We start from the raw sequence: 4,488 nt of genomic DNA on the forward strand, positions 1-4,488 counted from the left end.
TTCTTTCGGATCGGTTCCTGCCCCTAGCTCATCAAATAAAATCAAGCTATTCACTGTTAAACGTTCCATAATTTTAACGATATTTGTCATATGAGATGAGAACGTTGATAAACTTTGTTCAATACTTTGTTCGTCTCCAATATCAGCAAAAACATGATCGAAAATAGCCAATTGTGATGACTCGTGTGCCGGAATTAAAAGACCTGCTTGTGCCATCAACGTTAGTAATCCCACCGTTTTTAACGTAACAGTTTTCCCCCCTGTGTTTGGACCTGTGATTACAATCGTCGTATACTCATCTCCAAGTTCGATGTCATTAGCCACAACAGACTTTTGATCAATTAAGGGATGTCTAGCAGCCACTAAACGGATAATCCCTTTAGTATTTATTTTAGGACGCGTTCCATTAATTAAACGGGCATACTTTCCTTTTGCAAACATGAAGTCAATTTCTCCAAGAAGCTCAACATTTAATGACAGTAAGTCGACAAACTTCTTCACTTCTTCGGTTAATTCACGTAAAATACGTTCAATCTCACGGCGTTCTTCTACATGCCACTCTTGCAACTTATTATTTAAATCCACCACTTCTTTTGGTTCCATAAAATACGTATTTCCTGATGAGGATTGATCATGAATCGTTCCACCAAACGTATTTTTATAATCTGCACGAACTGGAACAACATAACGTTCATTACGAATCGTTACGATTCCATCTGTCAATTTGCTACGACGCTCTGATACGACTTGATTTAGACGTTCTTTAATACGAGATTCGGTGCTTTGAATAGCACGACGAATACTACGTAATTCACCTGATGCACTGTCCATCACATATCCTGTCTCATCGATACACGCATTAATAGCATTTTGTAAACTCGATAAAGCGACTAACGTATTCGTATGATGTGCAAAAATCGGGGCATCGACTTTAATCTCATTTAAACGTTCTGCAAAAGATTTCATCTGTGACACCGCATAAAGTAAGCGGCTCACCGCTAATAACTCTTGTGAAGATAGAATCGCTGAAATCTTCGCACGCGCAATCGCCTCTGAAATATCAGATACCCCACCTAGTGGAGCCTCTCCTAACGCGTAAATAATTCTTAAGGCTTCATCTGATTGATTTAATCCATACTCCACATCTTTTTCAATCGTCGTTGGCTTTAATAAAGCCACGCGTTTTTGTCCAAGCGAACAAGCACACAACGACTCAATCGTTTGTTTAATCTTATTAAATTCTAATATCTGAATAGCTTGTTTCACTAATCTCACTCCACTTTAGCAAAAAAAATTTGCAAAAATTTTTAACGATGTTATTTTAACACAAATTCTGTTAAAATCATAGTATACATTTAAATGGACGGTGACCCTATGGCTTCAACAATTACCTTAACAGTATCGCAACAAATACTAGAAAAAATGTACCAATATTACGAAAAACAAATTATTAAAATTCCAAATCATACTCTTTTTCAAGCAAAGACCACTTCTTGTACCATTACAGCTTATCTAAGCAAAAAAGTGGTATTTCAAGGGGTGAATCCTGAGATTGAAGCAAACAAATGGCAAAAGGCTTCACCTACTTCAACGACTCCTAAAAAATCAACTTTAAATGAAAAGTCAACCCTCCCAAGCAACATTGCTATGCTTTCAGCAATCGGATGTGATGAGGTTGGAACAGGAGATTACTTCGGACCGATTGTGGTTTGTTGTGCGTCTGTTGAAAAAGATCAAATAGCTTTTCTTCAAGAAATGGGAATTAAAGATTCAAAAGCATTAAAAGATCCTGAGATTTGTCAACTGGCTCATCAAATTGAAACGATGATTCCCCATCAATGCCTCGTTCTACCTAATGAAAAATATAACCTCATGGTTGAAAAAGGAATGAATGCAAACTCAATTAAAGCCTATCTCCATAATCAAGCTTTATTGAAATTAACCACGTCACTCCCTTCCCTTCCTGATTTCATCATAATGGATGAGTTCGTTAATGAAGCAAAGTACTATGACTATTTGAAGAAATTACCTAAACAACCAACCATCATCAGCGAAAACCTTCACTTTATTCAAAAAGGCGAATCGGTTCACGTAGCGGTAGCAGCTGCCTCAATTTTAGCTCGCGCCTCATTTGTTAAATACATGCAAATTATGAGTAAAAAATATCAATTTGAACTACCAAAAGGTGCAGGTGCTCCGGTCGACATCGCAGGACGAAAATTTGTTAAACTTCATGGAAAAGAAACACTTCAGTCTTTAACAAAATGGCACTTTGCGAATACAAATAAAATTTTAAAATAGAACCTCGAATAAAAGAGTTGAGATGAAAATAATCTGATCTTTTATAAAAAGGCGAATTAAATGACAGTTAAAAGATGAATTCTGCATCCTACAGAGTTCATCTTTTTTATTCGACGACTTTCCTTCTCTATTGGGATTGAAATTCTCAATTTCTACGTTGGGCTTAAAAGATGCTAAAGAATACAAAATGGATTGCCACTTAAATCTTATAAAATAAAAGAACCTATAACCACACACTGTTTCAAGTGTAAGCTAATAGGTTCTAATTGAAACTTTCATACTTTTTATTTGACTATTTCTTCTAACTTAACATCTAATTTATCAATAAAATGGGCTGCTTTTTCAGGTTCATTATTTTGTAAATAATAATAGATTAACGCCATATTATAGTCAGAATAATCCGTTTGCTGTGTTAAAAGTGTTCCACGTGTAAAAAGTCCCATCACTAATAACACATAGGTGGCAGTTGCTAACGCTGTTCGTGATAAATACTGTTTAGTTTTTGGAAGTCCTAAAATTGAAGCAATTAAGAACCCTCCTAAAAATCCTCCTAAATGACCATAAAAGTCAATCGTTGGATCTATGATTGCCCAAACAATTGAAAATAGCATAATGGGAAAAATCATTCCCTTTACTAAATGCATAAACATTTTTCTATTTTCAATTCCTAAAAACAGCATGGCACCGAGTAACCCATAAGCAACGGTAGAAGCTCCTAAAGAAACATTTTCAATAAAAGCAAAACTAAATAAATTTCCTAAAAAGGCAGACCCAATGATGATAATAGTGAGTCGCCACCACCCAAATAGGTGCTCAATTATTTTACCAAATTGATAAATAAAAATAGCATTAAATAATAAATGGAATAATTGTAAATGAATAAGACTTGGTGTTAATAAGCGCCAATATTCTCCCGCTATAATTAATGGATTATATTTCGCTCCAAATTCGATAGCGGTTCCAATATTTTTAACCGGTTGAATTTGAATCATTAAAAATAGGATGACTAGAAGCGCTAAAAATCCAATAATCACAAATGATTTAGATTGAAACTCAAGCATTTTTCTTACATTTAAAGCTTTAGCTTTCGATGTTTGTTGCATTTCAATAATCAACTCACTCATTGAACGCTCCAAAGACGCTCGTTCAATACTTGAGTAAAATTGTTTAATGTCCTCATTTTGAGTAAAATCGTCTGCTCGCTGAATATCAATAATTTTAACACAGTCTTTTACATTACTAAAATATTGACAACTTGCCGTATCTATATTTAAAATCACCACGTTCAGACGCCATAACAAATAACGACGTCTGACACGCGAACGAACTCGATCAATTTGTTTCATGAGTTGTGAGGCTTGCATTTCATTAAACAAACTTCGTTGATTAATATATATGAGCTGCACCGTTGGATGTGATAAATTCTCTAACCAAATTTCTTTTTCATTTCCAACATAAATGTAATTTTCTTCTACTAATAAATAATTCACGATATTCATGGTTAGTTCACTTTGAATATCTAAGCGAATCTCCTTCATCACACCTTGCTTTTCCATTTTCTTATCACCTTATATTTAAGCTTATTTTTGAAGATTTGCTAATGCCTCTTCAAAATATGTTGGAATCGGTGCCGAGAATTCCATATACTCTTCGGTCTTAGGATGGACAAACCCTAAAACTTTAGCATGTAAAAATTGTCCATGTTCTGCACCAATTGTTTTACGTGGACCATATTGAGGATCTCCTGCTAATGGATACCCAATATATCTCATATGAACACGAATTTGATGAGTGCGACCTGTTTCTAAACGACACTCAATTAACGTAAACTCTTTAAAACGTTGTAACACTTTAAAATGCGTAACCGCATGCTTCCCTGACTCTACTACCGCCATCTTCTTACGGTCTTTAGGATCACGGCCAATCGGCGCATCAATCGTTCCATTATCATGAGGAATCACCCCATGTACAAGGGCAACATAACGTCTAGTGACTGTTTTTTCAACTAATTGATTCACAAGAGATTCATGTGCCACATCGTTTTTAGCAACCATTAATAAACCAGATGTATCTTTATCAATACGATGCACAATGCCTGGACGTAAAACACCATTAATACCTGATAAATCCGTCACTTGGGCCATCAATCCATTGACAAGCGTCCCACTCATACTTCCTGGTGCGGGA

Annotated in this window: 3 protein-coding genes and 1 pseudogene; 1 reads left to right on the plus strand and 3 read right to left on the minus strand. The window is 35.4% G+C overall.

All coding sequences use genetic code 11. The features are described from left to right. Positions 1–1,266, minus strand: a pseudogene (locus QWC74_RS14020) (endonuclease MutS2); the annotation flags it as partial. A 108-nt stretch (positions 1,267–1,374) separates the two neighbouring features. Here QWC74_RS14020 and rnhC point away from each other — a divergent pair. After that, entirely contained in the window at positions 1,375–2,301 is a 927-nt protein-coding gene (rnhC, locus tag QWC74_RS14025) for a ribonuclease HIII (RefSeq protein WP_006785245.1), read from the plus strand. Between the two features lie 284 nt (positions 2,302–2,585). On the opposite strand, the gene QWC74_RS14030 is transcribed toward rnhC, so the two are convergent. Further along, positions 2,586–3,857, minus strand: a complete 1,272-nt coding sequence (locus QWC74_RS14030) for a rhomboid family intramembrane serine protease (RefSeq protein ID WP_006785244.1) — start codon at positions 3,855–3,857, stop codon at positions 2,586–2,588. 24 nt (positions 3,858–3,881) lie between these two features. After that, the coding region (locus tag QWC74_RS14035) for an RluA family pseudouridine synthase (RefSeq protein ID WP_288994262.1) at positions 3,882–4,488 on the minus strand (607 nt) is incomplete at its 5' end.

The sequence above is a fragment of the uncultured Turicibacter sp. genome (genome assembly GCF_938044715.1).
Lineage (GTDB): Bacteria > Bacillota_I > Bacilli_A > MOL361 > Turicibacteraceae > Turicibacter > Turicibacter sanguinis.